This is a genomic window from Haladaptatus sp. SPP-AMP-3 (assembly GCF_049568665.1).
GTDB classification, from domain to species: domain Archaea; phylum Halobacteriota; class Halobacteria; order Halobacteriales; family Haladaptataceae; genus Haladaptatus; species Haladaptatus paucihalophilus.
This window is the reverse complement of the sequence record NZ_CP145897.1, coordinates 750,767-776,911: the sequence shown is the minus strand read 5'-3', so window position 1 is coordinate 776,911 and position 26,145 is coordinate 750,767. Positions and strand designations below refer to the sequence as shown.

Below are 26,145 nucleotides of genomic sequence, written 5' to 3'. Positions count from 1 at the left end.
TTGTGAGTGATTTCACGGGTACGAGTCACTTGTTTACACCCATGCCGAAAGGACTTTTTGGTCTTCCCGTCGAGTTGCAAGCGACCCATGACGAATCTCTGGGAAGACCTCGAAACGGGGCCGAACGCTCCCGAGGAAATCTACGCAGTTGTCGAGTGTCTCAAAGGCGACCGGAACAAGTACGAATACGACAAGGACATCCCCGGTGTCATGCTGGACCGCGTGCTCCACAGCAACGTCCACTATCCCGGTGACTACGGGTTCATCCCGCAGTCGTTCTACGACGACGAGGACCCCTTCGACGTGCTCGTGCTCGTCGAGGATTCGACGTTCCCCGGCTGTGTCATCGAGGCCCGCCCCGTCGCCATGATGAAGATGGACGACGACGGCGAACAGGACGACAAGGTCATCGCCGTCCCCATCGAGGACCCGCGCTTCGACCACATCGAGGACGTTGAGGACATCCCGCAGCAGACGAAGGACGAGATCGACGAATTCTTCTCCACCTACAAGAACCTCGAAGCCGGAAAGGAAGTCGAGACGCTGGGCTGGGAGGACAAGCAGGCGGCGTACGACGCCATCGAACACTCCCAAGAGCTGTACGACGAGAATTTCAACTAGATTTCATAGTCCGTTCAGCTTTTCGGACAGTTTCTTACTTTTTTGGAGCCGCCAAATATCGTCGCTTTCCGACCGATTGCGTCGGAATACGTTACTGTGGGTCACAACCTCACATAAAGATGCCATAGAATACACCCGAAATTATATACGAGTGGAAGGAGCTATGCGTTAGCAATGCTCGCCGGATTCGTCGCCGAAAACATGCCAGCGGTCGCCACTGCCGTTCTCTTGCTCCTCTCCGGCGGCGGCGTGCTGTACGCCGTTCAGTTTCGGTCGTGGGGTGGCACCGAGAACCCGGAGTCGGTCGGGTCGCTTCGAAAGGTCGTCGCCGGACAGAACCGCGTCGCGCTCGTCGTCCCGGAAAGCCCGAGTATCGACTCCTTGGCGGCGGCGGTCGGGGTCCAAGCCCTCTCCAAGGACTGGGGCGTCGCGGCGCGAATCGCGGCGGAGGGCGAGATAACCGGCGAGGACAGCAAGGCGTTCTGCAACATCTTCGATATCGACGTGACGGTTCTCGACGAAAACGGGGAAGGACTCCCGAACTGCGACGGCGGAATCGCCATCGGCGGCGGCGGTGGGGTTCCCCGACTGGCGAACAACCCCCCGGTCGTCGGCGTCATCCGACACCGACCGACCGCGGAGGAGAACATCCTCACGATTACGCGCACGGACGACGGCGCGACATCGACGGTCGTGACCGAACTCGTGCGCGACATGGAGTTCGTTCCCGACCAGCGCGTGGCGACCGCACTGTTGTACGGTATCCGCGCCGGAACCCGCGAGTTCCGACGGGCCAACGGGTCGAACGACTACGACGCCGCCGGATTCCTCCACGCCTACGCCGACCTCGGGCGAATCGAGGAGTTGCGCTCGCCGGGCGTCAGCAGCGACACCTTCGACGTGCTCGGCGAAGCGATAGCGAGCCGGGAGCGACGGGCGAGTTTCGCCGTGGCGAACGTCGGCGTCGTCCCCTCGGTGAGCGCGCTGGAGGAGGCCGCGGATTCGCTCCTGCGACTCGAAGGCGTCTCGACGGCCGCCGTGTTCGGCCTCCACGAGGAAACCATCGTCATCTCCTGTCGCGCGGAGGACGTCCGAACCAGCGCGGTGGACATCCTGACCGGCGCGTTCGATGCGAGCGAGACGACGGGCGGGAACGCGGACGCCGCGACCGCTCGGGTGTCGCTCGGCATCTTCGCACGGGTCGATAGCGAGCACACGAAGACGCTGGACTCGCTCATCGACGCGAGCACCCGGAAGGCGTTGTTCACCGCGTTCGAAAGTTCGTGAACGAAAACTTGAGAGGTTGTAGCATGGAAACGAAGGTTCTTGTAGTCGCCTGTGGTAGAGCGGCGTATGGGTCTATTCGATAGGCTCCGTGGAGACGACGCTCCGCGGGTCGCCTTCTTCGGCATCGACGGCGTGCCGTACAGCTTCCTCAAGGAAAACGCCTCGGAGTTCCCGAACATCGCATCGCTGGCGAGCGAGGGGAGCGCCGGAGCGATCGACAGCATCGTGCCGCCGGAGTCCTCCGCTTGCTGGCCAGCCCTCACGACGGGTGTCAACCCCGGAAATACTGGCGTGTACGGCTTCCAGGACCGCGAAAACGGCTCGTACGACACCTACGTCCCGATGGGGCGCGACGTGCAGGCGACGCGCGTCTGGGACCGCGTGACCGACGCGGGCCGCGACGCGACGGTGATGAACGTCCCCGTCACGTTCCCGCCGCAACGGAACGTCCAACGCATGGTTTCCGGATTCCTCTCGCCCGGCGTCGACAAGGGTGCGTACCCCGACGAGATGCGGAACTACTTGGAGTCCATCGACTATCCCATCGACGCGAACGCGAAACTGGGACACAAGGACGACAAATCCGAGTTCATCCAGAACGCACACGAGACGCTCGAAACGCGATACGAGTCGTTCCAGCACTACATCGACCAGGACGACTGGGACCTCTTTTTCGGCGTCTTCATGACGACCGACCGCGTGAACCACTTCCTCTTCAAGGATTACGAGGAGGACGGGGAGTACAAAGAGGAGTTCATCCAGTTCTACAAAAAGCTCGACGAGTACCTCGGGAAACTCCGTGACTCCCTGCCGGACGACGTGACGATGATGGTCGCCAGCGACCACGGCTTCACCAGCCTCAACTACGAGGTTCACTTCAACTCGTGGCTCGAACAGGAAGGCTGGCTCTCCTACGAGGACGACGACCACGAGGAACTCGGCGACATCAGCGACGACACCGATGCCTACTCGCTCATTCCGGGTCGGTTCTACATCAACCTCGAAGGCCGCGAACCGCGCGGTAGCGTCCCGCAGGACGAGTACGAGGCGAAGCGCGCCGAACTCAAAGAGAATCTCGAAAGCCTCGAAGGGCCGGACGGCAACAAGGTCTGCTGGCGCGTCGTGGAGAAAGAACAGGCGTTCGACGGCGACCACGAGGACATCGCACCCGACCTCGTCGCCATTCCGAACCACGGCTTCGATTTGAAGGCCGGGTTCAAGGGCCACGACGACGTGTTCGGCGTCGGCCCGCGCAACGGCATGCACAGCTTCGACAACGCGACGCTGTTCGTGGACGACCCGAACGCACGAATCCCGGAGGACACGGACCTCCTCGACATCGCCCCGACCATCCTCGACCTGATGGAACTCGACTACCCGTCGAGCGAACTCGAAGGGCGTAGCCTGGTCTGAAACAGGTCGCGTCGGGGTCGGTTCACCGCTTTCGAATCTCCTTTATCCGCAACCGATAAACCTCGGTCGAATGAGCGACCGCCTCGGAACCGCGCTGGTCATCGTCTCGGCCGTCGGGTTCGGCACGCTGGGAATCCTCGGCAAGCTTGCCGCGGACGAGGGGCTATCGATTCCGACCGTGCTGTTCTTCCGATTCCTGCTCGCCACCGCGTTGGTGTGGACGGGCCTCGCGGTGCGCGGACGACTCCGACGGTTTTCGGGACGTACCCTGCTCGTCGGCCTCGGTCTGGGCGCGCTCGGCTATGCGGCCATGAGCGGACTCTACTTCTGGGGCCTCTCGTTTCTAACCGCCGGACTCGTCGGCATCCTGCTCTACACCTATCCCGTCATCGTCGTCGTGCTCTCCGCGCTCTTCCTCGACGAACGCATCACGCGCCGAACCGGCGTCGCGCTGGTTCTCGCCTTGGCGGGCGTCGCGCTCATCACGGGGGGCGACCCGGCGGGTGCCGACCCGCGCGGCATCGTCGTCGTCCTCGCCGCCGCGGTGGTGTACGCGAGCTACATCACCGCGAGCAGGGTCGCACTGGACGCCGTATCAGCCGACCTGCTCACGGCCCACGTCCTCCCGGCGGCGGCCTGTGCGTACCTCGTCTACGGCTCCGCGACGGGGACGCTCTCGGTCCCGAGTTCGGGAAGCCAGTGGCTCATCGTCGCGGCCATCGCCGTGCTCGCAACCGCGCTGCCCATCTTCACTTTCTTCGCCGGATTGGGACGTATCGGGGCGAGTCGCGCTAGCATCGTCAGTACCATCGAACCCGTCGTCACCCTCCTGCTCGGCGCGGTGATACTCGCCGAACCGGTGACGCCGGTGACGGTGCTCGGCGGCGCGTCGGTGCTCGCGGGGGTCCTGCTCGTACAGGCCGAGTGAGTCGAAGCGAAAATCAGACTGCGTTGGGTTTCTCGTGAATTTCGAGGTCGACCGGCCGCGGTTCGCCCTCCAAGTCCGTGACGATGCGTTCGACGACCTTCTCGGCCTCCGAGAGCACGAGCGGTTTCACCTTGCCCACGACCCACCCGAGCGAGACGAACGCGGGGAGGTTGAGCATCCCCGAATCCGCCGAATTGGCGTCGAAGTGGATGGAGAGCCACACCCGCGAGGCGGTCTCCTCACCCTCCGGTGCTTCCTCCGGGACTTCCTCCACGCGCCAGTGTCCGTGGGCGTGGATGTCCTTGATTATCTTCCAGTCGATGCGGTTCGGTGGGTCGAGCTCCGTCACCTCGGAGCGAACGGTGTACCGAACCTTCCACCACTTGAGGTGAATGTCGTACTCGGTGCCCGGGCCACCGTCACCCTCGTGCGTGACCCGCGTGAGGTGTTTCGAGTAGTTCGCGTAGCCCGGAAAGTCGAGCAGGAACTCGTAGGCCTCCTCCGGCGGCACGTAGACGACGGTACTGAGTTCGAGGTGGTCCACGCGTTTCGATTCTGTTCGACTGAAAGTAAACATTCCGGCGAGGGGACAGTGTACTCCACCTGCCGCCAACCCGCCGGTTTATACCACCCCGCCGACAACCTCCGACCATGACGGACTACGACGTACTCATCATCGGCGGTGGCGTCGCGGGACTCTCCGCGGCCACGTTCACCGCTCGCGCCGACCTCGACACGCTGGTCGTGAACGACGGCGTTTCCATCCTCTACCGCAACGCGATTCTGGAGAACTTCCCCGGATTCCCCGCCGGAATCGACTCGCGGTTGTTCTCCCTGATGCTCCAGGAGCAGGCCGAACGCGCCGGGTGCGCGCGCCTCGACGCGAAGGTCTCGGACGTACACCGCGCGGACGACGGCGAGTTCGTCGCGGAAATCGACGGGGGAAGCAACGATGACGGCGAGAACGGCGGTGAAGACGGCGACGAGACGATTTCCGCCGAGCGGGTCGTCGTCACCTCGTGGTCGGACGCCTCGCACCTCGACGGACTCGACCTCGAACTCGAAGGCTCGGGGAGCAAGCGGTACGTCCCCGTGGATGACGACGGCCGAACCGACGTCGAGGGGCTCTACGCCGCCGGACGAATCGCCGAACAGTACCACCAAGCCATCGTCTCGGCGGGCCACGGGTCGCAAGTCGGCATCACCGTCGTCCACGATGCCAACCCCGACTTCTACCACGACTGGGTGACGCCGGAGGGCTACTTCACCAACCGCGACCGCGAGGTCCCGGAGGGCTGCGAGGAGATTTCGGAGGACGAACGCCAGCGCCGCGCGCGGAGGGCCCACGACCGTCTTCGAGACTATCTGGAGGAGTGGGAGGACGAGCGACCCGTCCCCCACCCGAGTTTCGTCGAGAACATGAACTGACCCGAGTCGGATGAGAAGAAGGGATTTAGCGGAACTACGGTCGTGAATAAGTCTTCGAGGACTTCCACGGGACGAATTTGATTTTGAGAGCGCTACACGTACGTGATTACGTCTTCGAAAGCCCCCTCCAGTCGGTGTCAGAAGTTTTTGTTATCGGTGTGACTATAACTACCGAGCGGCAATGAATTCCGCACCGCGACCGCAACCGCATCAGCCACACCCTCCCCAGCCGATTCCTTCGCATTCGCTCAGTCATCCACCGTCAGAGCGTGGCTCTGACGAGCCATTCGTTCGCGCCCTTGTCACTCACGAAGACCTCGCACGCTCCGCGTCGAACCGCTCGGCCAGCAGTCGGCCCCGCCGTCTCGCCAGCGCGCGCCGGGTCGTCCAGTCCCTTTCGACAAGTCCCCTCTCAGTGCCCGCCGGAGGAGAGGTGCAGGCCGACGATGCCGACGACGATGACGCCGATGAAGGCGACCCGGAGGAGGTCCGCGGGTTCGTCGAACAGGACGATGCCGAGCGTCGCGGTGCCAACCGCGCCGATGCCCGTCCAGACGGCGTAGGCGGTCCCGACGGGGAGCGTCTGGAGGGATTTCGCCAGCAGCACCATGCTGACGACGAGCGCGACCACGGTGGCGACGGAGGGCCAGAACTTCGAGAAGCCGTCGGAGTACTCCAATCCGATAGCCCACGCGACTTCGAACACCCCGGCGACGATGAGCACCTTCCACGACATGAGTGGATTCTCGGGACGGGCGAACGCTATGTCTTGCGTTTCCCAGTCTGCCGAAACCCGTGGCTCTTTATGAATCCCTTTTGAAGCGTTCACGAAATGAGCGCCGACGAGGTGGACCCGGACGAGTTGGGCGAGTCAGTGGAGCGGCCGATGGTTCGACTGTTCACCGAATACGGCGGCGATCACCTCCACTGGTTCGCCATCGGGTTGGTGACGAGCATGGCCGCCAGATTCCTCTCGCTCGTCCCGCCGCTCGTCCTCGGCGTGGCGCTGGACGCGGTGTTCTACAGCAAGCGGGCGTACACCCTGCCGCTCCTGCCGGACGCATGGATTCCGACGACGCGGATGGGCCAGTTCTGGTTCTCGGCGGAAATCATGGGGGTTTCGATGATCCTCGCCGCGGTCTGCAACTTCGCCCGCTCGTCCAGCCTGAACCTCTTCTCGCATCGCGTCAAACACGAGGTTCGGACGGCGACGTATCAGTGGATGCAGCGCCTCGACATGACGTTCTTCGACGACCACAAGACCGGGGAACTCATGAGCATCCTCAATAACGACGCCAACCGCCTCGAACTGTTCCTCGACAACATGATGGGGAGTGCCATCCAACTGCTCGTCCTCATCATCGGCATCGGATATCTTCTCTTCACCATCAACCCGCAGTTGGCGCTCGTCACGCTCTCCATCATCCCCGTCGCGGCCCTGTTTACGTGGTGGTTCATGAGGCGCGTCGAGGCGTTTTACGCGGACGTTCGGTCGTCTGTCGGGGACCTGAACACGCGACTGGAAAACAACCTCGGCGGTATCGAGGTCATCAAAACCTCCGGAACCGAGTCGTTCGAGGACGAGCGCGTTCGGAGCGCCTCCTACGAGTATTTCAAGCGCGACTGGCAGGCGCTCCGGATGAACTTCGTCTACCGCCCCGGCATGCAGTTGCTCACGTCCGTCGCCTTCGCCGCCACGTTCGTCGTGGGGGGACTCTGGTTCCTCACCGACCCGCCGCTCGGGTTTTCGGGCACGCTCTACGTCGGCCAACTCGTCACGTTCCTCCTGTTCACCCAGCGTATGGTCGAACCGCTCACCCAGATGAGCGAGGTGGTGGACCGGTACGAGGACGCGAAGGCATCGACCAAGCGCATTTTCGGACTGCTGTCGATTTCGCCCGACATCACGAGCAGTCCCGGTGCGGTCGAACTGGATTCGATTCGGGGCCGCGTCGAGTACGACCACGTGGGCTTCGCCTACGAGGACGGCCAAGAGGTCCTCTCCGACGTGACCTTCACCGCCGACCCCGGCGAGACGGTTGGCCTCGTCGGCCCGACGGGGGCCGGGAAGTCCACGATTTGCAAACTCCTCCCGCGCCTCTACGACGTGACGGGCGGCGAGATTCGCGTTGACGGCCACGACGTGCGCGACGTCACCGTCGAGAGCCTTCGGGGACACATCGGCTACGTCGGACAGGACACCTTCCTGTTCGACGGGACGGTGCGGGAGAACATCGCCTACGGCGCGTTCGACGCGACGGACGACGAAATCGAGACGGCCGCGAAAGCCGCCGAAGCGCACGAGTTCGTCACCAACCTCCCCGACGGCTACGACACGCGGGTCGGCGAGCGCGGCCTGAAACTCTCGGGCGGTCAGCGCCAGCGGGTTTCCATCGCGCGGACGATTCTCGTGGACCCCGAACTGCTCGTGTTGGACGAGGCGACGAGCGCGGTGGATACGGAGACTGAAATGCTCATCCAGCGCAGTCTCGATAGGCTGACCGAGGACCGAACGACGTTCATCATCGCTCACCGCCTCTCGACGGTGAAGGGTGCGGACACCATCCTCTCCATCGAGGACGGGAGAATAGTGGAACGCGGCACCCACGAACGACTGCTCGACGGCGACGGTCTCTACGCCGACCTCTGGCGTGTTCAGGCCGGGGAAATCGACGCGCTCTCCGAGGAGTTCGTCGCGGAAGCGACCCGACGGGTGAGCGCGAGTCGGACGAGTCGAGAGTAGTACCGGTGATGGTGTTTGAAGAACACAATTCGTCGGACTCGTTTTGTTCGATTTGCGATTGGAGGTACTGAGAAGCACACCTCGAACTCCCTCATTCGATACGAGAGAACCCCGGGTCATTTGTGGTCAGAAGTACAGACGGCAATGAAAGCTGCCACCGCAAACCGCATCAGCCACACCCTCCCCAACCGATTCCTTCTCATTCGCTCAGTCATCCCTCGCACGCTTCACCGAGACGACGCGGCCGATAGTGACCGCGTCGTCCCACCAGCGCGCGCCATGAGGCACGGACGGGGTGCACGCAACCGAACAGCCGGGGGCTTTCTGGGCCAATCTCGTCAACGCAATCTGTGAAAACGTCGACTCGACCCAATCATCGAACCAGTGACCTTTTTCGGGCTACCGCGCCCAGTACCGGGTAATGCTGACCGGAGTGAACGTGGCGTTGGGGGTGACGGGAAGTATCGCGGCGGTGAAAGTGGTCGAACTGGCACACGAACTGCGGAGGCGCGGCGCGAACGTCCGCGCGGTGATGTCGGGGAGCGCGCGCGGAATCATCCACCCGTGGGCGGTCGAGTTCGCCACCGAGAATCCGGTCGTGACCGAAATCACCGGACGGGTCGAACACGTCGAACTCTGTGGCCGCGAGGGGTGGGCCGACGTCCTCCTCGTCGCCCCGGCGACGGCGAACACCGTCGGGAAAATCGCCAGCGCGGTCGACGACACGCCGGTCACGACGTGCGCGACCACCGCGCTCGGTGCCGACGTTCCGGTGGTCATCGCACCGGCCATGCACGAACCGATGTACGACCACCCCGGCGTCCTCGACGCCATCGAGCGCGTCGAGTCGTGGGGCGTCGAGTTCGTCTCTCCGCGAATCGAGGAAGGAAAGGCGAAGATCGCCACCGAGGACGCCATCGCGCTCGACGTCGCCCGCGCGACGACGCCGGACCTCCTCGACGGGAAGCACGTCGTCGTCACCAGCGGCGCGACGAGCGAGGAGGTCGACCCTGTCCGCATCCTGACGAGCCGCGCCTCGGGAAAGACGGGTCGGGCGGTCGCCCGCGCCTGCTACGTCTACGGAGCCAGCGTTACGCTCGTTCACGACGGCCCCGGCGTCCCCTACGCGACCGTCGAGCGGGTCGAGACCAGCGCCGAGATGCTCGATGCAGTGGAGCAACACGTTGACGGACTCCCGGCGGACGCCCTCGTCTCCGTCGCCGCCATCAGCGACTACACCGCCGACGGCGCCGACGAGAAAATCAGGTCCGGGCGGGACCTCACCCTCGATTTACGGCCGACGCCGAAACTCATCGACACGGTTCGTGACGACCACCCCGACCTCCCCATCGTCGGGTTCAAGGCCGAGACCAGCGGCGACGACGACGCGATGGTCGCCGCCGCCCGTGAGACGCTCGAACGAGCGAGTCTCTCGTTCGTCGTCGCGAACGACGCCAGCGTGATGGGCGAAGACGAAACCAGAACCCTGTTCGTCCGCGAAAACAGCGTGCGGGAGTACGGCGGGAGCAAAGCGGAACTCGGACTCCACATCGCGGAAGAACTCGCCCGAGAGATGGCAGACGACACATAGCGACCGTGGGCGGGGACGGTTTCGGAAACCGGTAGATTCCCCCCGTCGGGAGAATCAGCAGACTGCCACGGTCGCCAGAACCATGGGGCCGCCGTTCGTGGTGCGACCTGTTCCAATGGCAGGGCTCTCGACACCGCTCACCGACGCGCTCGGAATCGACGTTCCAATCGTGCAGGCACCCATCGGAAGCGCGACGTGTCCTCCGCTCGTGACCGGCGTCGCCGACGCGGGTGCGCTCGGTATGCTCGCGGTGACGTGGTGTGACGAATCCACCACCCGCAAACTGCTCGCGGAAATCGAAACCGGAACCGACGGCCGGTTCGGAATCAACATCGTCGCGGACGAATCCGCGTCGGAGTTCTCAACGGACGCCCACGTCGAAACCTGCCTCGACGAAGGCGTGGATATCTTTTCCTTTTCGTTCGGTGACGCCGCACCGTTCGTGGACCGAATCCACGCGACGGGCGGAACGGTCCTTCAGTCCGTCGGCAGCGCCGAGCAAGCGCGGAATGCGGTCGTAAACGGCGTCGATATCGTCGTCGCACAGGGTTGGGAAGCGGGCGGTCACGTTCAGAGCGACGTCGCGACGATGCCGTTGGTTCCCCGCGTCGCGGACGCGGTTCCCGACACGCCGGTCGTCGCTGCTGGCGGTATCGCGGACGGGCGGGGCATCGCGGCCGCCCTCTCGCTCGGCGCGGATGGCGCGTGGCTCGGAACGCGGTTTCTCGCCACGAAGGAGGCGCACGTCCACCGCAAGTATCGAAGTCGGGTCCTCGAAGCGAACGAGACGGAAACAGTCCACTCGACCCTGTTCGACGACGGCTGGCCGGACGTTCCGCATCGAGTCATCGAGAATTCGACTGTCGAGGAGTGGATGGCCGCGGGCGAGCCGGAAACCGACCGACCGGGAGACAGGGATATCGTCGCGGAAGCCGCGGACGAACACCCCGTCCGCCGATACGAGGACTCCCTCGCGGTTCCCGGCATGGGCGGTGACGTGGAAGCCCTGCCGCTCTACGCGGGACAAAGCGTCGGGGTGACCGAGACGGTCCGCTCGGCGGGCGAACTGGTGTCTTTGTTGGCCGAAGAAACGACGGACGCCCTCGAACGGGTGAACGACTACCGGACGGCGAACGAGTAACCGACTACTCGTCGCCGGGCCATTCGGCGTCGCCGAAGAACTCGATGCCCATCTTCTGGGCGGAGCGCGAGATCATGTGCGCGCCGGTCGGCGCGGTGAGGAACAGGAAGATGATGCCGACCAGCGAGGTGAGCCCGGCCCCTTCCGGGCCGTAGTAGACGAACCCGGCGAGCAACAGCGAGGCTGAGCCGAGCGTCGTCGCCTTGCTGGTCGCGTGCATCCGGTTGTACACGTCGGGGAGCCTGATGAGGCCGACCGTGCCGACCACGAGGAAGAAACACCCGACGGCGATGAGCAGCGTGATGAGGATTTCCTGAACGAGGTTCATTTGACGATATCTCCTTCGATGACGTACTGCGAGACCGCGATGGTGCTGATGAATCCGATGATGGCGAGGACGAGGCTCACCGTGACGAACAACCCTTCGCCGGTTTGGAGCGCGTACAGGGCCGCGATGGCGACGACGTTCGTTCCGATGGTATCGAGCGCGACCACTCGGTCGGGAACCGTCGGTCCCTTGATGACGCGGTAGCCCGCGAGCAGGGTTAGGCCGCTCGCGATGACGAGGCCGACCTGCACGGCGAGGGTGAATATCTCGGGGTCAGTTGCCACGCTTGACACCCCCTTCGGTCGGTTCGCCGCTCGCGTGGGCCATCGGGAGGTCCGGAACCGGGTCGCCGGGTTTCCCCTCCTCGTCGAAGATGACGAGGGCGTAATCCTCCCACGTTCGAATCGGGTCGACGATGCCGTCTGTATCCGTGGCGTCGATGCTGTGTACGTAGAGCGCGTTCGTCTCCTCGTCGTAATCCATTGTTATCGTCCCCGGCGTGAGGGTGATGCTGTTTGCGATGGTCGTAATCGCCCCGTCCGTCTGCACGCGGAGCGGCACGACCACGACGCCCGGTTCGATGGGCATGCTCGGCAGCAGGACGCGGTAGGCGACGTCGATGTTCGCCAGGATGAGGTCCTTGATGAACACGACGACGTACAACCCGGCGTAGGGGAGCGCCTGCACGGTTCGAGTGAGGTTCATGTCCAGGGTGTAAAACCGCCGGAACATGAACGCGATGAGCATCCCGAAGGCGAGTCCGATGAGGAACTCGCCGACGATTCGCGTCGGGTCGAGCGCGACCCCGCGAACGAACAGCCAGAGGACCGCGAGGACGACGCCGATGACGGGCCACTTCTTCATGCGGCCCCACCTCCGAGCACCGCTTGGATGTACTCCTGTCTGTGAATCGCGGCACCGGCCGCCGCCTCCGCCGCCCGATACACCGGGTCGAACCCGATGCCGACGAGCAGGACGAGGGCCGCGAGTCCGGCGAGGACGACCACGCCGGTCGGCGCGCCGCCGTTCTCGACCATCGGACTCACCGCACCCCAGAAGCCGCGGTTCCACGCCCGCGAGAAGTACGCGATGGTGAGAATCGCGCCGAGCAGCGCGATGGCGAGCGCGACGGACGCGCCCGCGTCACCCGCGGTACGGAAGACGAGGAACTTCCCGAAGAAGCCCGAGAGGGGCGGTATCCCGATGAGCGAAAGCGCCCCGACGAAGAACACGGCCGACAGGACCGGTTCCTTGCGGGTCAAGCCACCGAGGTCGGCAAAGCGCGTCGAACCGACCGACGAGAACACCGACCCCGAGGCGAGGAACAACAGGCCCTTCGCCAGTGCGTGGTTCAGCGAGTAGATGAGGGCCGCCGTGACCGCGAGAATCTGTATCCCCTCGCTTCCCGCGGTCGCGCCGATTGCGAGCGGCAGGACGATGAACCCGACCTGTCCGATGCTGGAGTAGGCGAGCAAGCCGTCGATGTCGTCGCGTCCGACCGCGCCGAGGCCGCCGAGCAGGATGCTCGCCGTCGCCATGATGAACATGACGGGGCCGAAAAAGCCCAACGCGGACGTCCCGGACAGACCGGGCAGGCCCAGTCCATCCGGAATCGACAGCCACGAGAAGACGGTGAAGTACAGCCTGATGATGGCGTAGATTCCGACCTTCTTCACGACGCCAGCGAGCATCGCGGACACCGGCGCGGGTGCGGCGCTGTACGCCGGGGGCACCCAGAACTGGAACGGTGCCAGCCCGGACTTCAGCGCGAAGACCGTGAACAGGAGCGCCGACAGGCCCAACACGGGAAGCGGGGTGATGCTGTTCGCCGCCGGGTTGGCGAGTCGGTGTGCCAAGTCGGCCATGTTGAGCGTCCCCGTCGTCGAGTAGATGCCGCCGATGGCCAGGAGCATGACCGCGCTCCCGATGAGGTTGAGGACGACGTACTGGAGCGCCGCGCGGGTGTGCTGTGGCCCGCTGTAGAACACCACGAGGACGTAGCTCGACATGAGCATCACCTCGAACCAGACGAAGAGGTTGAAGATGTCGCCCGTGAGGAACGCGCCGCTCACGCCGACCAACATGAAGTGATACAGCGGGTGGTAGGACAGTCGCTGACCGAACTCGTCCACGTACTGCACCGAGAAGACCAGCGCGGCGAACGAGACGATGGCGGCGAGTCCGAGCATGAACACCGAGAGCGGGTCGGCGACGAGCGTGATGCCGAACGGTGCGGGCCAGTTACCGACTTGATACGGGATGGTCCGCGCCGCGCCCAAGGGGTCTACGTCGGTCCAGAGCAACGCGACGACGGCGACGTACGCCGCGCTTCCGAGGACGCTAACGCCGCGTTGAACGGTCGAATACCGCCGGACGACGAGCGTCAGAATCGCCGTCACGAGCGGGACGAGCAGCGGTTCGATGACGAGTTGATTCATGTGGAATCACCCAATTCGTTGAGGTCGATGGTGCCGTGTTCTTGATAGACGCGATACGTCAGGACGAGCGAAAACGCCGTCGTCCCGAACCCGATGACGATGGCCGTCAGGACGAGCGCCTGCACGACCGGATCGGTGATGTGACCGCCGCCGTGGCTCCCGTGGCCGAAGATGGGGACGCTCCCGCCGAGTTTGCCCATCGTCACCAGATAGACGTTGGCGGCCTGACTGATGATGGTCACACCCCAGATGACGCGGATTACGTCCCGTCGGAGGACGAGGAACGTCCCGAGGGAGAACAACACCCCGAGGACTATCGCGAGTACCAACTGGGGGTTCGTCGCTTCGTTCATTCCGAACCCACCACCGAGAGGATCGTCAGGAGCGAGCCAACGACGACGAAGTAGACCCCCGTGTCGAAGGCCACCGCGCTCGCCACCTCGAACTCCGTGTAAATCGGGAAGTGGAACACCTCGTACGTCTGGTTCATGAAGGCGTCACCGAAGGCCATCGCAACCAGACCGCTTCCGGCGGCAAGCGCCAACCCGAACGCGAACAGGGTCCGGTAGTTCTCGACGATGCCGTGTTGGAGGTGTTCTATCGGCCCGCGGACGAGTCGGTGGAATATCTCCTCTTCGAGGAAGTCCAACCCGTAGACGATGTAGATGAGGGCGAACGCCGTCGTCGTCAGAACCCCCGCGATGAATCCGCCGCCGGGGTGATTGTGTCCCTGCAACATCAACGCGACCGACGTGAGGAAGATGAGCGGGACGACGGTGCGTGTAACCGTCCGCGTGATTCTCGTCGTCATTGGGTTTCACCTCGTTCCCGCATGGCGATTAGCGTCAACACCGAGAGCGCGGCCATCGCGACGACGGATATCTCGCCCATCGTATCGAAGCCACGGAAGTCCACCAGAATGACGTTGACGATGTTGTGACCGCCCGCCTCCTCCACCGTCACGCCGTAATCGAGGAAGGTCTGTGCGATGGAGTTGGCGGGGTTCGCTACCGTCGTAACCAACACCGTGACGAACACCGTCGTTCCGACCGCCAGCGAGAGGACGCCGTCCCGAAGGGCGCGACTGCGTTTTATCTCGCCGTAGAACGTCGGTAGCCGATCCAAGACGAGCAGGAAGATGACGAGCGTCAGCGTCTCGACGACCAACTGCGTGAGCGCGAGGTCCGGCGCGTCGGCGAGGATGTAAAATATCGCCACCATGAACCCGAGAATCGAGAGCGTGAGCACGCCCGAGATGTGGGACGGGGCGATGCTGACCGCGAACGCGCCGACGACGGCTACCCCGAGGACGAGCGCGAGCGAGGGCGTCATACCCGCCGCGAATCCGAAACTCGGGAGGGCGACGCCCGCCGCCGCGTACCCACCGAGGGCGAGGAGCGTCACCGCCGCCAGCGACCACGTTGCGTAGGTTCGAAGCAGGCCGGTCTGGACGTGCGGAATCGTCTCGACGCTCGCGTCGTTCAGGCCGTACACCGCGTTGTCGTACCACCAGTTCGCGCGAAGGGGATTGACCGTGAGCAGGCGGTTGATGCCCCGGTGGAGGTCGTCGTAGTACTGATACGCGACGAGTCCCACGGCGATGGTTATCGCACTCATGGTCGCGGCTGGTGTGACCGACGTCGGCAGGTGGTAGCTGAAGTGGACCGCTTCGGCGGCCTCGGCGTGTGCCGCGGGCGGAAGGGTGCTTTCGACGACCCTCCCGACGAAGTGGTTGAGTGCGGTCGGCGCGATGCCGAACGTGTCCGTCACGCCGCCGAGTCCGATGAGCGCCGCGATGGTCCCGAGGATTGCGGGCGGAACCAACATGGTCAGCGGCGGCCGATGCACGTGACCTAATCCCTTCGGTTTCTCGCCGAAGAAGAGCATCAGGAACCGAATCGAGTAGAGGAAGGTGAAGATGCTCCCGAAGACGGCGACGACGGGGAACAGCCACGCGAGTCCGCCGTGGATTTCGGCCGCGTGGTAGGCCGACTCGAAGAGGAACTCCTTCGAGTAGAAGCCGTTGAACGGCGGTACCCCGGCCATCCCGAGAGCCGCGACGACGGTGATGGCCGCCGTGATAGGTAAGTCGCGCCACAACCCGCCGAGATGCTTTATCTTCCGCGTTCCGGCCTCGTGCGCGATGATACCCGCGACGAGGAACAGCGCGGCCTTGAACATCGCGTGGTTCAGGATGTGGAACGCGCCCGTCTCGGCACCGTACTCGGAGGCGAACCCGAATCCGGCAACGATGAGGCCGAGGTGGCTCGCCGTCGAGTAGGCCAGCAGTTCCTTGATGTCCGTCGCCGCGACGGCGAGGATGGCCGTAATCGTCATTGTCACCAAGCCGAGCACCGCGAACAGCAACATCCAGTCGGGGATGACGTGTACTCCCTCGGGAAGGAACAACGGCCGGAATCGCCCGACGAGGTAGACGCCCGCCTTGACCATCGTCGCGGAGTGGAGGAACGCCGAAACCGGCGTCGGCGCTTCCATCGCGTTCGGTAACCAGATGTGAAGCGGGACCTGTGCCGATTTCGCCGCCGCGCCGACGGCGATGAGCGCGAGCGCGGGAACGAACAGCCCCGCCGCGTGAAGTTGCGCGTTCACGCTGGCGGCGTCCGTGAGGATTCCGCCGGGCCCGAACATCGCAAAGGTACCAGTCACCTTGTTGATGAGAATGAACCCGATGAGCATGAACAGCCCACCGGACACCGTGATGAGCATGGACTTTCGGGCGGCGTACTGTGACGACCGTCGGTCGGTGTAGTGACCGATGAGGATGAACGACGACAGGCTCGTCAGTTCCCAGAACACGAACAGCGAGATGAGGTCGGCCGAGAACGCCACCCCCAGCATCGACCCCATGAAGGCCAGCAGCGCGGTGTAGTATTTCGCCTTGCCCGGTTCGCCGTGCATGTACCCACCGGAGTAGGTGAGGATGAGCACGCCGACTCCACTGGCGAGGAAGCCGATGAGCAAGGAGAGACCGTCCACGTAAAACTGCAACGAGACCCCGAGCGAGGGAATCCACTGGAAGGAAACCGAGCCGCTCGTGCCGAGTTGGCTTGCGACCATCCCGAAACACGCGAGCGCGACCGCCGCCGCGTAGTAGGCGGTCCGCTCGCGGAGGACGCGGTAGACGAGTGGGGTCACCACCGCCGCCGCGAAGGGAAGCATCACCAGCGCAAGCACAACGACGGCTGTCGGGTTCGATGGTGATTGCACACTCGGAATTGGCGATGGACCTACCTTAACAGTTCTCAAAGCGTGTGGTCCTTGCGGGTATCCCCTCGTCGCGTTCGATGTGAGTCGATATCGTTATCTCTCCCAAATCGAAAAGTGCCATTTAGGAATATATTTCTCGGTCGTTATTTTTCGACATACATTCAATTTTACGAGAACTATCATCATCTTTTGAATGGACATATACAGCCATATCTTTATTAGGTAAGAGTAGCAAAGCGTCTTATAACGCGCATGCCGCCCGAAAAAAGCAAATAGAAATCAGGTCCGTAACTATCCTGTATCAGACATTTGCATCCAACTATCGGAATACGTATATGCCGAATTGCGTTCGGACGGTGCGACCGCGCGTCGAAGGAGAAACCAAAACATGACACTCAAAGAAAAAATCAGCGCGAAGCTGTCCGAAACACGTGCCGTAAGTCCCGTCATCGGCGTCATCCTCATGGTCGCCATTACGGTCATTCTGGCGGCCGTCATCGGAACGTTCGTGATGGGTCTGGGGAACAACGTGAGCAAGAATGCACAAGCAGGTGTGTCGTTCGACCAGGTAAATGACACACAGGTCGATGTTCAATTGACCTCGTTGGGGAACGTCCAAGACGCCGCTAATTTCTCGATAAAATCCAGTGGTTGTGGTGACGACGGTTCGCCATTCACTGAAGTCGGAGATGTTGCATCTGTCACCGGTTGTAACGGGAGTGGTGACAAAATCACAGTCGTTGCAGAAATCAACGGAAATGAGAACGTCGTTGCTACGTACGAACTGAACTAGTCCTTATTTGAGCCAACTGTGTTTCCAGAAGACACATTTTAGTCACTGAGATAATTGCCTTTCTCACAATTATCTGATTTCACAGTACACAAAAGGATGGAAACAAATCGAACCCTGCTGGGGTAGGGGTGTTGGCAATCGATTTGTCGCGGGTCTCTCCCACCCGCATTTCTTCGGAGGAGGTACAGTGTAAAAGTTGTATGCCTTATCCGGGGTGAAAGTGAACGAGCGGGACTGAGGGCGTGATACGCCACTGCTAGGAACTGCCACCCATCCCGTCGGACGTTGCGAGCGCGATTCCGGCATCTTTTACTGATGGACTGAATACCCCCATCATGGACCAGTTGAAGGAGTCGCTTTTGGAAGCCCCGATCATCGAGAAAGACGGCTATCATTACTTCGTCCATCCCATCAGCGACGGGATTCCGATGCTCGAACCGACGCTCCTACGCGAAATCGTCATCAAGATCATCCGCAAGGCGGACTTGGAGAACGTCGATAAAATCGTCACCCCCGCTGCGATGGGGATTCACATCTCGACCGCCGTATCGCTGATGACCGACATCCCGCTGGTGGTCATCCGCAAGCGTCAGTACGGACTCGACGGGGAAGTCTCGCTGTCCCAGCAGACGGGCTACTCGGAGAACGAGATGTTCATCAACAACGTGGACGAGGGCGACCGCGTGCTGCTGCTGGACGACGTGCTCAGCACGGGCGGAACGATGAAGGCCGTGACTCAGGCACTCGAATACATCGGCGCGGACGTGGTGGACGTGTGTGCCGTCATCAAGAAGGTGGGCGCGAACGAGCTGGACGACACCGACTACCAGGTGAAGACGCTCATCAACGTGGACGTACAGGACGGAGAAGTCGTCATCGTCGACGAACACGGCGACGGATAACATGTTCTCCCGCCAGTTCCTCTCGATGGTTTCGTCCACCACGCTCGTGATTGGTGCGTTGCTGGTGGGCGATGCCATCCACGGGTCGGTCGTGCTGGGGGCGTACGGAGTGACGTCGCCCGCGTTCGTCCTTCGGTTACTTCCCGGTCTCGCGTTCATCTGGCTGGGATACACCCTGCGCGAGCACCACGAGGAGTTTCTCAACTCGTACTTCGCGGGGCGGGAGGCGGCGGCGAGACCCGACGACGGTGAAGCGGAGTTCGACGAGCGGATGTCCCCGCTTTCGGACGAGAGCATGGCGAACCTCGAAGCCCGCGAGCGGGAACGAGATAAAAGCGAGTGAACTCATTGCAGAACGTTTATGCTTGTGCCCCATTAGCACAAACCATGGCGTTGAAGACTAGCGTCCCGAAGTCGTTGCGTGGTCCAATTGGGCTACTGTCGATAATCGTCGCTCTGCTCGGAGCCGTTATCGGCTACATTTTCCTCCTGTTCGGGGTGTCACTGTATTTCCAACTGGTTCCACAGATGAACGATACGATGACGCAGAGCGAATCGCTCGTCGTCATCGTGACCGGTATCGTCGTCTTCGCGGTCGGCTACGCTGGCTGGCGTGGATTCCACTACTTCGCGTACTAACGAACGTATGGATATTCGAAACCATCCTGACGCCCCCGACTTCGAGGACCTCCAAGACCTCCTCATCGAACCCGTTTCGCGGTCCGAAATCGAAGCACGTCGAGACGACGGCGACGTACTCGTCGAGGACAACGTTCGGGAACGAGAGGATCTAAACGTCGTCGCGTACCTCAGTGGCGACCCGGGCGCTGCCGAGACCGACAACATCGGCGTTCCGCTGTATCGACTCGTCCAGCTGTTCGGCACACCACAACTGCCCGAACTACAAGCTGGCGAAGATATCAGTGGCCGGACGGATGCTACGTTCAAATATCTCTTTCGGGTGACGCATAAGGGGACGCCCGGTGAACTACCGACGGAGTGGCTCATGACGATTCACGATTCACACGTCAGGTTCGCTGCCAGCGTCGCCGAATGGCGGGATGCGGAGACCGAATTCACCGCCGACTCGAAACTCGCGCTGACGACCTACGCGCTCGCCCTCGAACTCGTCCTCGAACCGGTCGAGTGCGTCTACGAGGGATTGCGCTTCTGAACCATCATGGACGACCTCGGAAATCGGCTCTTTTACTGGGTGTCCGACGAGGCCAACCTATCGTTGCTGTTGTTCCTCGTCGTCGCACTGCTTGGGGGGGCGAGTCTCGTCCTGTTCGTCGTCTCACGTCAGCAGTCGGCAACGCGGTTGGAGTTCGTTCTCCTGGTCTCCGCGATGGTCGTCATGTTCTACATGACGATTCGCAACAGCACGTTCTAACGGGTGAGAACGTGCATGATTGCAAATACGAGCGCTATCGAGCCGACGAGTAACCCCGCAAACACCGGGATGATGGCGCCGTAGGAGTACAGTCCATACCAGTATCCGGCGTACGTCAGTACGATGAACGACGGAACGGAAAGGATGAAAAAGAGCGACGAGAGGTAACTGGCTAGCGTCGGGTCGTCGCCGTGTTTTGCGAAGGTACCCCGCTCACGAACCGAACGCTCCCGGGTTGGTACGTCTTTCGACACGAACGCACCTACCGATGGACGGGACAAAACCCTCACGGTTTCACGTTGACACGTACGCACCAACCGTCAACGCGGAGAGATACGCACCGAGATACACCGCACCGTAGACGATGATCGCGGCGACGATGGCGGTTCCCGTCAGTTTCGGAAGCAGGATGTCACGAGCACCGGACGTGTATGGTAGAATCCAAAGCGGTGCGACCCACGACCCGACCAAGGTAACTGCCCCGACGAAGAATCCCACGAGCCCGACGCGAATGCTTTCGTGCAAATCGTACGCCACGAGATGAGCGAACACGCCCGAAAGGGCGAGCGGAACGAGGACGAACACGGGGTCTATCGAAACCGTCATCAGGTCCGCTAAACTGTACGTGAAGGCGGCCATCCCACCGATGACACCGACGGTCACGCCCTTCCCGAGGAACGCGAGCCGTCGCCAATGGACGCTTCCGTGGCGGCGGTCGGTCGTCCATCCGCTGGTTTCCGTCTCGGTGTTCCCGCTCGTTTCCGTCTCCGTCATCGTTCCGTCCCTCCGGTGTGGACCGGAACGCGTATTCCCTTCTCCCCGATTCTCCCGCGGAGGTTACCGGAAAACGTCGCGGAACCGGAGCGTATCGCTCGTTTCGCTCGTGCAGTGCGGTCGGGATTCAAATCGATTTCGACCTGTAACGTTACCGTCTCTCTCGCGGGAACGGTCGTCTCACCGAGCGGTGTCGTCGTCCCGTCCGTCAACTGCGTCTCACCGTCGTAGACGTGTATCAAGCCGCTGTAAAACACGATATCCCGTCGTGTCGGGTTGTGAATGGTGAGCGTCGTCGTAAGGTGCTGCCCACCGTCGGTCACGGTCGCCCCCGATGTCGTTACGTCGACGGAACCGACGTTCATCGTTGCGACGTGTCCTAACATGGTCGGGACGAACAACCACGCCGTAACGAGGACGGTGAGAAGGACAGCAGCCACGAGGAGGGGCCGCTCCGGTCGAAGCGCGGAACGAGCGTTTGAATTTGACATTAGATAGCACTTGGTATGAATGTCATTACCGTAAGGTTTTCCGTTTCTAACAAAAAAGAGCCGGGACGAGATTCCGAACGTCAGTCCGAGGCGTCCGGTGCAATCGCCTCTCTGTTCGACGGCGACGAATCGTAGAGGTGACACGCGGTCGTCTGCTCTCCAGACTGGCGAAGTTCCGGGGAGCTTCGCTCACAAATCGAACTGAATTCCCGGTTGAGTTGCTCCATTGCGTCCTCCTCGTTACCGTCGAGGAGGTCACGCGTGGCCGAACGAAGCGCGTTTTCTGCCTGTCTCGGTATGTCGAGCGAATCGACGTCTACCGTTCCCATTCGCTCGCCATCGGCTTGATGTTCCTCGGGAAGTTCGAGCGAGAGGCCGGTTTCGAGGACGGCATCGACCGCCGACCGCTGATCCGCGTGACCCTCAGCGATGTCTTCGACTTCGAGATCACCCGTCTGAACGCGGCGTTTGAAGTTGAATCCACGCCGGAACGCATCCTGACTTCCCGACCAGTCCTCGGGGGGGATGATGTTTGCACACCGTGGGTGGAATTTGCAACCGGACGGTGGATCCCGCGGATTCGGCACCTCGCCGGTGACGTTCGCCCGCCGTCGCTGTGCACCGGGTTCGATTTCCGGCACCGCGTCGAACAGCGCCTCCGTGTAGGGGTGTTTCGGGTCGTTCACCACATCGTCGGTCGGCCCCTGCTCGACGATATTCCCGAGATACATGATGGCGGTGCGGTCACACATGTACCGAATCAGCGAGAGGTCGTGACTGATGAACACGTACGTCAGACCGTACTCGTCCTGCAACTCCTTCATCAGGTTCAACACGCCCGCGCGAATCGACACGTCGAGCATCGAGACGGGCTCGTCACAGACGATGAAGTCGGGGTTCACGACCAGCGCACGCGCGATAGCGACCCGTTGGCGCTCACCGCCCGATAGCTCCTTCGGGAACTCGTTCAGATACGCCTCGGCGGGGGACAGACCAACGTCGTTTAGCACCTGAATGACCCGTTCACGTCGGTCTTGGTAGCCATCGCCGATGTCGTTTATCTTGAGCGGCTCGACGACCGACTGGAACACCGTCATCCGTGGGTTCAGGCTCTCGAAGGGGTCCTGAAAGATCATCTGCACGCGCTGCCGGAACTCCTGTTGGTCCTCACGGAGCAGTTCGGACATGTCGCGTCCGTCGAACAGAATCCTCCCGCTCGTCGGCTCGTACAGTTTGACCAACAGCTTCCCGAGCGTGGTCTTCCCACATCCGGATTCGCCCGCGATACCCATGATATCGCCCTTGTTGATGGTCAGGTCGACGTCCTGAACCGCCCGAACCGGCTGTGCCTCGCGTCCGAGTAGTTGGTCGATTGCGCTCTGCGACAGGTCGAACAACTTCGAGACGTTCTGTATCTCTACTAGTGAGTTTGCGTCGTTTGTTGCCATTTTTCCTCCTTGCGTGCCTCAGCGCGCATCGTTTCGAGTTCGTCAACACGGTAGCACGCTGACCGGTGGGTGTGCGGCGAACTCGCCTCGGTTCGTTTTCCTGTTTCGGCCTGCTCGGCGTCGTACATCGGCGGGTGGCTCGTATGACACTCGTCCACGACGAACGGACACCGTGGTGCGAACCGACACCCGTCGCTCGGGTCTAGCAGCGTCGGCGGCGACCCGGGAATCGAGATGAGGTTTTGGTCTACCTCTTCGACCGTCGGGAACGAGTTCTTCAGCCCGAGCGTGTACGGGTTCGCCGAATCGACGAGAACGTCCTGCATCGGGCCGCTCTCCATCATCTTCCCGCCGTACATGACCGCGAGTTTGTCGCAAATCTCGGCCATGACGCTGACGTCGTGGCTGACGACGAGAATGGCGACGTCGAACTCCTCTTGGAGTTCCTCTAGCTCCTCCAAGATACGGTCTTGGATGATGACGTCGAGCGCCGTCGTCGGCTCGTCCGCGATGAGCATGTCCGGGTTACACGCCATCGCCATGGCGATGACGGCGCGCTGTTTCATCCCACCACTGTACTGGTGGGCGTAGTCGTCCGCCCGGTCGGGGTCGATACCGACTCGCTCGATGAGGTCGCGTGCACGTTCGTGTGCCTTTTCGGGTGGGGTATCCGGTTCGTGACGCAGGATAGCCTCGACGATCTGATCGCCGACCTTGTACACCGGGTTGAGCGCGTTCATCGCGCTCTGTGGAATCAGCGCGATGTTTCGCCAGCGCACATCCCGGATCTGTTGGTTGTCGAGTTGTGCGAGGTCGGTCATTCCGTCCGCACGCACGGGATACCGGTCGTCGTCGATGATTTCCCGACGTGCGTTGCCGTGTTCGTCCTCCCACTCGGGAAGCGTACCGTCGAACCACACCTCGCCGCTTTCGATGTACCCGTTCGAGTCGAGCAGGTGCATCAGCGACTTCGCCAGCGTGGTCTTCCCACAGCCCGATTCGCCGACGAGACCGTACGTCTCGCCGTGTTCGACACTGAAGCTAACGCCGTCGACAGCGTGAACTTGCTTGTCACCGGCGTCGTAGCGAACACACAAATCGTTTACTTCTAGTAATGACATGGTTTACTCCTGTGGATTAGCGAGGTCCTCCACCGAGAATCCGATGAAGTAGAACGCCGCCGCGATAGAGGTAATCGCCAGTCCCGGCGGGATGAGCCACCACGGTGCGTCGAAGACGTACCCCTTTGATTTGACATTCTGAATCATTATTCCCCACGAGTTGTTCGTGAAGTCGCCCAGACCGAGATACGCGAGCGAGGCCTGTGCGATGATCGCGCCCGCCGCGTCCTGTGCGAGGAAGACGAACGCGAGGGGAATAACGTTCGGAAGGATGTGCCGGAACACGATTCGCGTGTCGCTCGCACCCGCGACTCGTGCCGACTCGACGTACGCCCGTTCCTTGAGCGACAGGGTTTCCCCGCGAATGAGGATGCAGTTGTTGAGCCACGACGTGATCGCGATACCGAGGATGATGTTCGTCTGGCTGACGCCGCGGATAGAAACGAGGACGATGAGGAACGGAAGGAACGGCATTCCGTACATCACATCCACGATGCGTTGAATGGTCTCGTCGATCCACGTATTCCCGTAAAATCCGCTGATGAGTCCGAGCGGAACGCCGACGAGACTGGAGAGGATTCCGGCCGCAAACCCGATGTAGAGTGCGTCTTTCGCGGCGTACACCAGTAGGGAGAATACCCCGTGACCGGTGCTGTTCGTCCCAAGCGGGATGAAGCCCGGGTCACCGAACGCGGGTGGATGAGGGAACTGTTGGCTCTGCTGGAGCGTCAAGCGGGTGGACGGGTCGTTTCCGACGAAGAGACGCCAAGAGGGATTGTGCGGTGCGAACACCGACGGAAACAGCGCCCAGAGAACGTAGACGACGAGGATGAAGAGCCCGATAACCCCCATCTTGTGGTGGGTATACCGACTCCATCCTCGTTTGAAGCGTTCGATCCGCGGTTCCCATCGCTCTTTGAGCGTGTTCGTTACTGAAGCGTTTTCGGATTGTGTTGACATTCGTTATTCTCCTCCAAACTTGATCCGCGGGTCGAGGAAGGTGTATGCGATGTCCGTGACAAGTCGCATCGTGATTATCATGACGGCGAGCAGGAAGAACGCCGCCTGCGTGATCGGATAATCCTGCGCGAAGACAGCGCTGACCAGCATATCTCCGATACCGGGCCAGCTGAACACCTGCTCGATGATGACGCTGCCGTCCACGAGGAACGCGAGACCGACGATGGCCTGCGTCGCGACCGGAATCAACGCGTTCCGAGCCGCGTGCTTCATCAGTACGGTCCGCTCACTGAGACCCTTCGCCCGTGCGAGGAAGACGTAATCCTCCCCGGTGACGTTGTTCATCGACGGCCGCATGACGAGCATCGACCCGACCCACCCGACGAACGCGATGCTGAATAGCGGAAGCGCGATGTGGTGTAAGATGCTACCCATCGCCACCATTGGTGTCCAATCTTGTACCCCGAACTGATCGACCATGTACGCGCTCTTCAACCACTGCAGCTTGTAGTCGAACAGCCAGATGAAGAGCCACGAGATCCAGAACGCGGGCATGGAGTACATCGTGAGCCCCGACGTGTAGATGAACTTGTCCTTGTTCGTGCCTCGCCACCAACCCAGATACATGCCGACGAGCGGGCCGACCGTGTACGAGATGACGAATCCGGCACCGAACAGGATGATCGTCCGCGGGAACCGTCGAATGATGATGTCCCAGACCGGAACCTGCTTGGTCGGCGAGCGACCGAAGTTACCGGTTTGGTAGTTTATCATGAAGTCCACGTACTGACGCCACAGCGGTTCGTTGAGTCCCCACTGCTCCTGAAGTCGTGCGATCTGTGCCGGTTTCATCTCAGGCGTGATCATCTGCGAGATGAACGTCCCCGGCATGCTCCGGATGAGCACGAACAAAATCGTCATTATGACGAGCAACGTCAGATAGGAGACTATCAGCCGCTTTGCGAGATAACGGGTGCTAATCCTTGTCATATTTTGTCATCCGTTGATTTCGGTATGCTGTTTACCATATCGTTTACTCTTGCGTATCTATGCCATGCATGGCACACATTCATTATCAATGTAGTGATTCTCGTATCGACTGCGTATCAAATTCAAC

The 26,145-nt window shown here is 61.8% G+C and carries 30 protein-coding genes; 14 read left to right on the top strand and 16 right to left on the bottom strand.

Annotated features, from left to right (window positions below; genetic code table 11):
* The first annotated feature begins 87 nt into the window (after positions 1 to 87).
* The 4 genes from V5735_RS04630 to V5735_RS04615 all read left to right on the top strand — a co-directional run bounded on the left by V5735_RS04630 (position 88) and on the right by V5735_RS04615 (position 4,249).
* Complete coding sequence (locus V5735_RS04630; protein ID WP_069450260.1) at positions 88 to 621, top strand: inorganic diphosphatase; 534 nt, start codon at positions 88 to 90, stop codon at positions 619 to 621.
* A gap of 174 nt (positions 622 to 795) precedes the next feature.
* The gene (locus V5735_RS04625; protein ID WP_423745288.1) at positions 796 to 1,908 is read left to right on the top strand and encodes a DHH family phosphoesterase; all 1,113 of its coding nucleotides are present in this window, start codon (positions 796 to 798) and stop codon (positions 1,906 to 1,908) included.
* A 66-nt stretch (positions 1,909 to 1,974) separates the two neighbouring features.
* On the top strand, positions 1,975 to 3,321 hold the full coding sequence (locus tag V5735_RS04620) for an alkaline phosphatase family protein (protein WP_423745287.1): 1,347 nt from the start codon (positions 1,975 to 1,977) through the stop codon (positions 3,319 to 3,321).
* A 70-nt stretch (positions 3,322 to 3,391) separates the two neighbouring features.
* A complete protein-coding gene (locus V5735_RS04615; RefSeq protein ID WP_423745286.1) occupies positions 3,392 to 4,249 on the top strand; it encodes a DMT family transporter in 858 nt (285 codons plus the stop codon).
* 13 nt (positions 4,250 to 4,262) lie between these two features.
* Here the strand turns inward: V5735_RS04615 and V5735_RS04610 are convergent, their stop codons facing one another.
* Complete coding sequence (locus tag V5735_RS04610; protein ID WP_423745285.1) at positions 4,263 to 4,793, bottom strand: SRPBCC family protein; 531 nt, start codon at positions 4,791 to 4,793, stop codon at positions 4,263 to 4,265.
* 107 nt (positions 4,794 to 4,900) lie between these two features.
* On the opposite strand from V5735_RS04610, the gene V5735_RS04605 reads away from it, so the two are divergent.
* Positions 4,901 to 5,677: an FAD-dependent oxidoreductase gene (locus V5735_RS04605; protein WP_423745284.1), complete on the top strand. Its 777-nt coding sequence runs from the start codon at positions 4,901 to 4,903 to the stop codon at positions 5,675 to 5,677.
* 412 nt (positions 5,678 to 6,089) lie between these two features.
* Here V5735_RS04605 and sugE read toward each other — a convergent pair whose 3' ends face one another.
* Positions 6,090 to 6,413, bottom strand: coding sequence for a quaternary ammonium compound efflux SMR transporter SugE (gene sugE, locus V5735_RS04600; protein WP_423745283.1), 324 nt, complete (start codon positions 6,411 to 6,413; stop codon positions 6,090 to 6,092).
* 96 nt (positions 6,414 to 6,509) lie between these two features.
* On the opposite strand from sugE, the gene V5735_RS04595 reads away from it, so the two are divergent.
* The 3 genes from V5735_RS04595 (at position 6,510) to V5735_RS04585 (ending at position 11,152) form a co-directional block, all read left to right on the top strand.
* Positions 6,510 to 8,420, top strand: coding sequence for an ABC transporter ATP-binding protein (locus V5735_RS04595; RefSeq protein ID WP_423745282.1), 1,911 nt, complete (start codon positions 6,510 to 6,512; stop codon positions 8,418 to 8,420).
* Positions 8,421 to 8,841: 421 nt separating this feature from the next.
* Complete coding sequence (gene coaBC / locus V5735_RS04590) at positions 8,842 to 10,011, top strand: bifunctional phosphopantothenoylcysteine decarboxylase/phosphopantothenate--cysteine ligase CoaBC (protein ID WP_423745281.1); 1,170 nt, start codon at positions 8,842 to 8,844, stop codon at positions 10,009 to 10,011.
* A 115-nt stretch (positions 10,012 to 10,126) separates the two neighbouring features.
* Complete coding sequence (locus V5735_RS04585) at positions 10,127 to 11,152, top strand: NAD(P)H-dependent flavin oxidoreductase (RefSeq protein ID WP_423745280.1); 1,026 nt, start codon at positions 10,127 to 10,129, stop codon at positions 11,150 to 11,152.
* 4 nt (positions 11,153 to 11,156) lie between these two features.
* Here the strand turns inward: V5735_RS04585 and mnhG are convergent, their stop codons facing one another.
* Genes mnhG through mbhE form a run of 7 tightly spaced genes read right to left on the bottom strand, consistent with a single transcriptional unit; the run spans position 11,157 to position 17,098 of the window.
* Complete coding sequence (gene mnhG, locus V5735_RS04580; protein ID WP_069450252.1) at positions 11,157 to 11,480, bottom strand: monovalent cation/H(+) antiporter subunit G; 324 nt, start codon at positions 11,478 to 11,480, stop codon at positions 11,157 to 11,159.
* Positions 11,477 to 11,764, bottom strand: a complete 288-nt coding sequence (locus V5735_RS04575; protein WP_423745279.1) for a monovalent cation/H+ antiporter complex subunit F — start codon at positions 11,762 to 11,764, stop codon at positions 11,477 to 11,479. Before V5735_RS04575 ends, mnhG begins: the two co-directional genes overlap by 4 nt.
* Complete coding sequence (locus V5735_RS04570; protein WP_423745278.1) at positions 11,754 to 12,344, bottom strand: Na+/H+ antiporter subunit E; 591 nt, start codon at positions 12,342 to 12,344, stop codon at positions 11,754 to 11,756. Before V5735_RS04570 ends, V5735_RS04575 begins: the two co-directional genes overlap by 11 nt.
* Positions 12,341 to 13,918 (bottom strand): complex I subunit 5 family protein, encoded by a 1,578-nt coding sequence (locus V5735_RS04565; RefSeq protein WP_423745277.1) that lies wholly within the window; start codon positions 13,916 to 13,918, stop codon positions 12,341 to 12,343. Before V5735_RS04565 ends, V5735_RS04570 begins: the two co-directional genes overlap by 4 nt.
* Positions 13,915 to 14,271 carry a sodium:proton antiporter gene (locus V5735_RS04560; RefSeq protein WP_423745276.1) on the bottom strand — a complete coding sequence of 119 codons (357 nt, stop codon included), beginning with the start codon at positions 14,269 to 14,271 and terminating at the stop codon, positions 13,915 to 13,917. The genes V5735_RS04565 and V5735_RS04560 overlap by 4 nt, the downstream gene beginning before the upstream one ends.
* A complete protein-coding gene (locus V5735_RS04555) occupies positions 14,268 to 14,729 on the bottom strand; it encodes an MnhB domain-containing protein (RefSeq protein ID WP_423745275.1) in 462 nt (153 codons plus the stop codon). The genes V5735_RS04560 and V5735_RS04555 overlap by 4 nt, the downstream gene beginning before the upstream one ends.
* Positions 14,726 to 17,098 carry a hydrogen gas-evolving membrane-bound hydrogenase subunit E gene (gene mbhE, locus V5735_RS04550; protein ID WP_423745993.1) on the bottom strand — a complete coding sequence of 791 codons (2,373 nt, stop codon included), beginning with the start codon at positions 17,096 to 17,098 and terminating at the stop codon, positions 14,726 to 14,728. The genes V5735_RS04555 and mbhE overlap by 4 nt, the downstream gene beginning before the upstream one ends.
* Positions 17,099 to 17,534: 436 nt before the next feature.
* On the opposite strand from mbhE, the gene V5735_RS04545 reads away from it, so the two are divergent.
* The 6 genes from V5735_RS04545 to V5735_RS04520 all read left to right on the top strand — a co-directional run bounded on the left by V5735_RS04545 (position 17,535) and on the right by V5735_RS04520 (position 20,234).
* The gene (locus V5735_RS04545; RefSeq protein WP_423745274.1) at positions 17,535 to 17,939 is read left to right on the top strand and encodes a type IV pilin; all 405 of its coding nucleotides are present in this window, start codon (positions 17,535 to 17,537) and stop codon (positions 17,937 to 17,939) included.
* 335 nt (positions 17,940 to 18,274) lie between these two features.
* On the top strand, positions 18,275 to 18,841 hold the full coding sequence (gene hpt / locus V5735_RS04540; protein ID WP_423745273.1) for a hypoxanthine/guanine phosphoribosyltransferase: 567 nt from the start codon (positions 18,275 to 18,277) through the stop codon (positions 18,839 to 18,841).
* Between the two features lies 1 nt (position 18,842).
* The gene (locus tag V5735_RS04535) at positions 18,843 to 19,184 is read left to right on the top strand and encodes a hypothetical protein (RefSeq protein WP_423745272.1); all 342 of its coding nucleotides are present in this window, start codon (positions 18,843 to 18,845) and stop codon (positions 19,182 to 19,184) included.
* 44 nt (positions 19,185 to 19,228) lie between these two features.
* Positions 19,229 to 19,480, top strand: a complete 252-nt coding sequence (locus tag V5735_RS04530; protein ID WP_423745271.1) for a hypothetical protein — start codon at positions 19,229 to 19,231, stop codon at positions 19,478 to 19,480.
* Between the two features lie 7 nt (positions 19,481 to 19,487).
* Positions 19,488 to 20,015 carry a hypothetical protein gene (locus tag V5735_RS04525; protein WP_423745270.1) on the top strand — a complete coding sequence of 176 codons (528 nt, stop codon included), beginning with the start codon at positions 19,488 to 19,490 and terminating at the stop codon, positions 20,013 to 20,015.
* A 6-nt stretch (positions 20,016 to 20,021) separates the two neighbouring features.
* A complete protein-coding gene (locus V5735_RS04520; RefSeq protein WP_423745269.1) occupies positions 20,022 to 20,234 on the top strand; it encodes a hypothetical protein in 213 nt (70 codons plus the stop codon).
* Here the strand turns inward: V5735_RS04520 and V5735_RS04515 are convergent.
* The 7 genes from V5735_RS04515 to V5735_RS04485 form a co-directional block, all read right to left on the bottom strand.
* Positions 20,231 to 20,488 (bottom strand): hypothetical protein, encoded by a 258-nt coding sequence (locus V5735_RS04515; RefSeq protein WP_423745268.1) that lies wholly within the window; start codon positions 20,486 to 20,488, stop codon positions 20,231 to 20,233. The two genes, V5735_RS04520 and V5735_RS04515, sit on opposite strands and share 4 nt — an antisense overlap.
* Positions 20,489 to 20,528: 40 nt before the next feature.
* Complete coding sequence (locus V5735_RS04510) at positions 20,529 to 21,008, bottom strand: hypothetical protein (protein WP_423745267.1); 480 nt, start codon at positions 21,006 to 21,008, stop codon at positions 20,529 to 20,531.
* Positions 21,005 to 21,499, bottom strand: coding sequence for a hypothetical protein (locus V5735_RS04505; RefSeq protein WP_423745266.1), 495 nt, complete (start codon positions 21,497 to 21,499; stop codon positions 21,005 to 21,007). The genes V5735_RS04510 and V5735_RS04505 overlap by 4 nt, the downstream gene beginning before the upstream one ends.
* Before the next feature lie 80 nt (positions 21,500 to 21,579).
* Complete coding sequence (locus V5735_RS04500; protein ID WP_423745265.1) at positions 21,580 to 22,947, bottom strand: ABC transporter ATP-binding protein; 1,368 nt, start codon at positions 22,945 to 22,947, stop codon at positions 21,580 to 21,582.
* Positions 22,920 to 24,068, bottom strand: a complete 1,149-nt coding sequence (locus tag V5735_RS04495) for an ABC transporter ATP-binding protein (RefSeq protein ID WP_423745264.1) — start codon at positions 24,066 to 24,068, stop codon at positions 22,920 to 22,922. The genes V5735_RS04500 and V5735_RS04495 overlap by 28 nt, the downstream gene beginning before the upstream one ends.
* Before the next feature lie 3 nt (positions 24,069 to 24,071).
* On the bottom strand, positions 24,072 to 25,028 hold the full coding sequence (locus tag V5735_RS04490; protein ID WP_073096532.1) for an ABC transporter permease: 957 nt from the start codon (positions 25,026 to 25,028) through the stop codon (positions 24,072 to 24,074).
* A gap of 3 nt (positions 25,029 to 25,031) precedes the next feature.
* Positions 25,032 to 26,018 (bottom strand): ABC transporter permease, encoded by a 987-nt coding sequence (locus V5735_RS04485; protein WP_232423691.1) that lies wholly within the window; start codon positions 26,016 to 26,018, stop codon positions 25,032 to 25,034.
* Positions 26,019 to 26,145 lie beyond the last annotated feature (127 nt).